The following is a 6,218-nucleotide window of genomic DNA, read 5'->3' on the forward strand; positions in this document are numbered from 1 at the left end:
AAGCGAATATTTAGTATTAAGGAGCTTCCGCAAGCGTATTGGCAATGTATCTCCAGGCTTCCAGCTCAGGGTTCCCCGGTTTACGTTTGCCAAAAAACTGAACGATGATATTTCCTGCATCATCGAAAACCTCGATACTGGTCACCAGACCATCTTCTGTAGGTTTCTTCACCAGCCAGGCAGTTGCAATTCCATCCTCCCTGAGGTGCATGTTAAACTCAGGATCAAGCACATTGAACCAGGGGCCTGTTTGAAGTAACTTCCGGATCAGTCCGGTATGGATCTGGATACATCCTGCACTGGCTGTAAATACCATGATTTCAATACCATCTGCCGCGACCTGCTCCAGAATTTTCTTCACTGATGGTACCGTGATTTGCCTGGCATGCCCTTTCGGTGCTAACCTCAGTCCTTGTATACGGCTCATTTCGTACTTTCTCAGCAAGCCATGAAAAGCATGTGTATCTTTAAGATCGAGCCATTCCTGTTGAAATCCTTCAGCATTGAGCTCAGCATCGGGACGCTCAGTCGCCGGAGCCTTTGCTGCTTCGATCACCAATGCAGCATCCTGATCTTCCGATTTGTATTTCCTGATAATCGTTTCATAGGCAGCAACATCACTGCTTTCAGTAAGGTATATTTTGTGCAGGGCTGTTCCGTCGGGGCCAAAAAACTGCAGACTTTTGCGGCCGTCTTCATCCACTGCAAAACCTGACTTCCACTGGCTCATGAATAACCTGAGGTCGATGTCCGGGTTGACGGCCAATCCCATCATCCCCTGGAAAGAAAGATTGGTATAAACACCTTGACGCTCATGAACGCAGTGGTCATTGCGGGTCAACGCCATCACATTACCGAGACTTTCCACTTCCTGCAGCAATTCCGGAAATTGGGCGTTGAGACGGAGAGTTCCAGACCCCACCGTGGTGGCGATCAATTCCGCCTCTGTACTATTTAATGATTTCGCAGCATCCCTGATGCGTACCTTTGGATGCTCCGCCTGAAAGATCTTCCACCGTTGTTTTAATGTTAATGTCTGTTCCATATCAAAAATTTCTCCATGTCCTATTAAATTGCCTTAGCTGGAATCACCAATCTGCAGTGGCATTCCTCAAATGTAATCAGTCTCAGCCTAACCTTAAAATTTCCTGAATGGGGGCTACATCATGATTGTTGCTGGAGGACAACCGGGATCCAGGCAAAGCAGTTTTCTAAAATACAATTAGGGATGTAACTTGCCGAAAGAAGGATGGTAAGCCGTGTCAACCAATGCATGATATTCAGGATGCTCCCTCACATACTTAGCAACAAAAGGGCAATACAACATGATCTTACGGTGTTCCGCTTGTGCAAAATTGAGTGCAGCAACGGCCATTGCAGCAGCAACCCCCTTACCTCTGAAGGCATCCGGCACCGTAGTGTGCATAAATGCTATATTTTTCTTGTAATAACGATATTCTATAGTAGCGTATTCCCCTTGTAATTCTACCTGAAACCTCAATTGATCCACATTATGGACCACCTTAACCTGTTGATTTTCTTCCATGTTGTTTTATAGATTGATGATTTGATCCAAATAGTCCAGATCACAAATCGCAGCTCTTGTTTTTCAAGATACCAGCAAAAAAAGCTCCAGAGCAAATATCAAATGATTATCAATAAGATAACCACACATCACGTCTGGATTTCTGGCGATATATCAAAATTTCACGAACGAAGCATAAGATGAGTCAGTGAAAAATATCGACAGTTAATACCCCAGGGCGGTATCATCACCTCTGGGGTCAGCACCTGTTTCGAGCCTGCCATCAGGTTTTACGAGGATGGCATCCACCCTTCCGATAGCGCCCCTTGTCAAGATCCTATATCCTTTTGCTGTCAGCTTTTGTCTGGTTTGCGGATCTATGGCCCCTTCCTCGGCATATACTTCGTCGGGAAGCCATTGGTGGTGAAAACGTGGAGCCGAGACCGCTGCCTGCATACCCTGACCGAAAGTGACCACATTTAATATCGTTTGAAAAACAGAGGTGATGATGGTAGATCCACCAGGAGTACCCACAACCATCAGTAGCTTACCATTTTTTTCCAGGATCGTAGGCGTCATAGAACTCAGCATCCGTTTGCCTGGAGCAATTGCATTCGCAACTCCCCCGACTAAACCATAGGCATTAGGTACACCCGGTTTTACGGAGAAGTCGTCCATCTCGTTGTTGAGGATAAAGCCGGCACCTTCTGCAACCACCAACGATCCGTAAGAACCATTGAGTGTAGTGGTGACGGAAACCGCGTTTCCATCGGCATCGACAATAGAAAAGTGCGTGGTTTGTTCACTTTCCACAGCTAATAAATCACCTTCCTTCACTTCGGCACTTGGCGTCGCACGACTAAAATCCAGGTTGTTAAGTCTGCTGCTGATGTAGGCAGTGTCTAATAGTGCTCGCTGAGGGACATTGAAAAAATCCGGGTCAGCAAGATAGCTCGCCCTGTCGGCATAAGCCCTTCTTTCCGCTTCCACCATCAGCTGCACCGTAGAATCACGCTGAAACCCCCAGCGGCTCAATGGAAATCTCTCCATCTGTTTCAGCATGGTCAACAGTGCAATCCCCCCGCTGGAAGGCGGCGGCATGGAAACCACCTTGTAATTACCGTAACTTCCGGACACCGGTTTTCTCCAGACCGATCGGTAAGCATTCAGGTCCTCTTGGCTGACCAGCCCATTTCCAGACCGCATCGTCTTTACAATGGCTTTAGCAACAGTACCTTCGTAAAATCCACTCCTGCCCTTGTCACGGATCAGTCTGAGTGTAGCGGCAAGCTCATTTTGCTTCAGGAGATCAGCGGACTTCCAGGATTCTGCTTTGACCAAAGCTATCGGTTTCTGGTTGTATTTTTGAAATTCCGCCTTATAGCTATTGAGCTCATGCGCCTGTTGCGCCGTAATCCGGAATCCATTTTCGGCAAGATCAATTGCCGGCTGCAGCAGTTGTTTCCATTTTAACCTTCCATATTTCCGATGCGCACTGACCATGCCATCCACCACCCCCGGTACACCGGAAGCCAGTGCACCAAAAAAGCTCTTGTCGGCTACGACGTTCCCTACTGAGTCGAGATACATATCTTTAAATGCCTTTCCAGGGGCGGTTTCGCGGTAGTCTAAGGCATCAAAATGCCCTTGTTTATCACGATAAACCATAAAACCACCGCCGCCGATATTACCGGCATTGGGATAGACCACGGCCAGGGCAAACTGCACCGCTACAGCAGCATCAACCGCATTCCCCCCTTGTCGCAGCACCTGCAGGCCTACTTTTGAAGCCTCAGGATGTGCGGTAACCACAGCTGCCTTGTCATAAATGTTATTTTGGGTATCCTGTGTCTGCGCAAGAGAGCAGGAAATAAATCCCGCACAAAACAAAAGAAGAATTTTCAGGTATCGAGGTTGATGGCACATCGCTAAAGATAATAAATATGCTGAACATCATGATCAGTGATTACATCAGCTGCATGCAGCAGGTGCAAACTATTTTGAAAATAATCTCTTAGAATTAATCTAAATAGATAGCTTTGCCGGAGTTTTAATCTAGCACAAAAAATATGACCACCAGTCAAGTTCAACGTTTCATTCCAAATTTTTGCTCCTTAATTGGCAGAAGATATCTTTTCCTTTTCATGTTACCCTGTTTACTATTTTCACCCTTAATAACTGATGCGCAGGCAAATGCCGGGCAGGTTGGTTCGATATCCGGGGCGGTCACTGATTCAGAAGGTCAACCGTTAAAGTATGCGACGGTCAGATTAACAGGAGGCAAAAGTAGTCAGACAAATGAGCAAGGTAGGTTTTTGTTTAACGATGTACCTGCAGGCAAATATCAGGTCAGCATCCGGCTGGTCGGTTATCTGCCAATGACAAAAGATGTCGATGTGGTTGCCAATCAGCAGGCAGAGGTTTCTTTCGCCCTTCAGGCAGAAAACGACCTTTCCGAAGTGGTAGTGACCGCCGGCAGAAAACCAGAGAGCCTGAAAGATGTCCCTTCCTCTGTCACCATTTTAACGGAACGTGAGGTAAAAGAACAGTTAAATGTCAATCCATCAGTTTCCGCCATACTTGGAAATACCGTTCCCGGATTAGGAACCTCAAGCAACAAAGCGACAAACTCCGGGCAGACACTCCGTGGTCGTCAGGTATTGGTGCTGATTGATGGTATCCCACAATCCACGCCACTGATGAATGGAAGCCGAGATATCCGTACCCTCGACCCCGCAGCAATTGAGCGTATTGAGGTCATCAAGGGGGCAACTTCCATTTACGGCAACGGCTCTGCAGGTGGTATCATCAATTTCATCACGAAGAAACCATCCGCAGACCGAACATTCAGCGGCAGCACGAGCTTAGGATTAAATGGTAACCTCGCCAATCCCTCTAACACCACGGGATACCGGCTTTCTCAAAGTTTCTCAGGAACTGTAAATAAGTTCTCTTATATCTTCAATGGCACTTACAACTATACAGGCGTATTGAAGGATGCCAAAGGGATGGTGAACGCACAACCGGACGGATTAGGAGAAAACTCACTATACAATACTTTTGTCAAACTTGCTTACCGTCCAAATGATAAAAGCGAAATTGTGGCTTCCTACAACTTGTTCAGAAGTGTACAAAGCAGCGATTACGTTAATGTAACCGGCAGGTATGGGATAAAGCCATCTGTAGGCCAGAAAGGCGACGATCCTGGAGAGGCAGCCGGAACTCCATACAACCACAATGCCCTTTTATCCTATCATAACACGGCACTGCCTTTTGGAAGCACGCTGGATGTCTCCGCATACTACAACAGCTTTGTATCAATGAACAGGTATGTAGCACAGGCAACTGCATGGTATGGCCCCGGACAAACCAAAATTCAGTCGTACAAAAAAGGGCTCCGCTTGACCTTAAACACTCCATGGGAAATGGGTTCCCTTGGTGAGGGGGAGCTTACTTACGGACTCGACCTGCTAAATGACCGTACCAATCAGGTACTTACCGATGGCAGGGTGTACATTCCGGACATGAACATGCTCAACCTGGCACCATATGCGCAGATGAAAATTGACCTCCTGACCAACTTTGTATTGAAGGCGGGCCTTAGGTATGAAAACGCAAGGGTGAAGGTCAAGGACTTCAACACCATCGCCAGAGGGCCTGATGGTGAGGGCAGCATTCCTGTAACCGGAGGAAAAATACCATACAACTCCACTACATTCAATGCCGGCTTACGTTACAACAAATATGAGCTTTTCAATCCTTTCATCAGCTTCTCACAGGGATTTGCCATCAATGAACTTGGCCGGATCCTGCGAAGTGCCACGAGCAATACGCTGGAAAGCATCGCTACCGATCCCATCATTACCGACAACTACGAAGCTGGTTTCAGCAGTAAGCTGGGCATCGTTAACCTTACTGCATCATATTACATCAGCAAGTCCAAACTGGGAGCTAACCTGGTCGATGTGAATGGCTTCCTGGTCCCTCAGCGTGAACCCGAAAGAATTCATGGTTATGAGATTGCAGCGGACGTATTCCTGAGCAATGCATGGACCGCAGGCGGTAGCTACTCTTATGTAGAAGGCAAGGCGGAGCAGGCCAGCGGGACGAAGGTCTACATGAACGGTTTGAGAATTGCCCCACCAAAGGCTACAGCTTATCTGGGGTATCGTCCATTAAGTTCACTTGACATGAAGATCTATTGGGTAAATACAGGAAGTCGTGACCGCTTTGATCTGCGTGCGAATGGACTGTATGCGAATAGTGAAGGCCCGGTAAGCTCAGTGAATGTTTTCAACTTTACCGCAGCCTACCGTTACAACAGCAAATGGTCTGCAGGCCTTGGGGTGGAGAACCTGTTCAATACTTCTTACTATCCGGTAGTGAGCCAGTATCGTGCAATTGATGCGGAATATGTACGTGGTAATGGTGTGACCATGAGTTTGAACCTTTCGTATAACTTTTAACGGTGCTGAGGAAAATATTCTTTTGGATACATAAATGGCTGGGCCTGGTTACAGGCCTGGTCGTTTTAATAGTTAGCCTAACCGGGTGTATCACTGTTTTTTCGGATGAGCTGAAGGAATATTTTTACCACGACCGGTATTTTTCAGCACCATCAGGCAACCGGTCATATTTGGGTTTTACAGCATTACGTCAGCGGGCGCAAAAGGCGCTTGGTCCGGAAGTAAAA

Annotated in this window: 5 protein-coding genes; 2 read left to right on the forward strand and 3 right to left on the reverse strand. The window is 47.1% G+C overall.

All coding sequences use genetic code 11. The annotated features are described in order from the left end of the window. Positions 1 to 16: 16 nt before the first annotated feature. The 3 genes from PBAL39_RS23655 to ggt all read right to left on the reverse strand — a co-directional run bounded on the left by PBAL39_RS23655 (position 17) and on the right by ggt (position 3,451). Entirely contained in the window at positions 17 to 1,045 is a 1,029-nt protein-coding gene (locus PBAL39_RS23655; RefSeq protein ID WP_008246557.1) for a hemin-degrading factor, read from the reverse strand. A gap of 177 nt (positions 1,046 to 1,222) precedes the next feature. Beyond that, a complete protein-coding gene (locus PBAL39_RS23660) occupies positions 1,223 to 1,546 on the reverse strand; it encodes a GNAT family N-acetyltransferase (protein WP_008246559.1) in 324 nt (107 codons plus the stop codon). 204 nt (positions 1,547 to 1,750) lie between these two features. Further along, positions 1,751 to 3,451, reverse strand: a complete 1,701-nt coding sequence (gene ggt / locus PBAL39_RS23665; RefSeq protein ID WP_039867605.1) for a gamma-glutamyltransferase — start codon at positions 3,449 to 3,451, stop codon at positions 1,751 to 1,753. A 218-nt stretch (positions 3,452 to 3,669) separates the two neighbouring features. On the opposite strand from ggt, the gene PBAL39_RS23670 reads away from it, so the two are divergent. Together PBAL39_RS23670 and PBAL39_RS25145 are read left to right on the forward strand one after the other, a co-directional pair. Further along, positions 3,670 to 5,991 carry a TonB-dependent receptor gene (locus tag PBAL39_RS23670; protein WP_008246567.1) on the forward strand — a complete coding sequence of 774 codons (2,322 nt, stop codon included), beginning with the start codon at positions 3,670 to 3,672 and terminating at the stop codon, positions 5,989 to 5,991. 2 nt (positions 5,992 to 5,993) lie between these two features. After that, positions 5,994 to 6,218 (forward strand): PepSY domain-containing protein (locus PBAL39_RS25145; RefSeq protein WP_198139875.1); only part of this gene is annotated, 225 nt, incomplete at its 3' end.

The sequence above is a fragment of the Pedobacter sp. BAL39 genome (assembly GCF_000170795.1).
Taxonomy (GTDB): Bacteria; Bacteroidota; Bacteroidia; order Sphingobacteriales; family Sphingobacteriaceae; genus Pedobacter.

Excerpts from the sequence above, each read along its gene's own strand:
- PBAL39_RS23670 (WP_008246567.1), top strand. The coding sequence starts at position 3,670 with ATGTTACCCTGTTTACTATTTTCACCCTTAATAACTGATGCGCAGGCA.
- PBAL39_RS23655 (WP_008246557.1), bottom strand. The coding sequence starts at position 1,045 with ATGGAACAGACATTAACATTAAAACAACGGTGGAAGATCTTTCAGGCG.
- ggt (WP_039867605.1), bottom strand. The coding sequence starts at position 3,451 with ATGTGCCATCAACCTCGATACCTGAAAATTCTTCTTTTGTTTTGTGCG.
- PBAL39_RS23660 (WP_008246559.1), bottom strand. The coding sequence starts at position 1,546 with ATGGAAGAAAATCAACAGGTTAAGGTGGTCCATAATGTGGATCAATTG.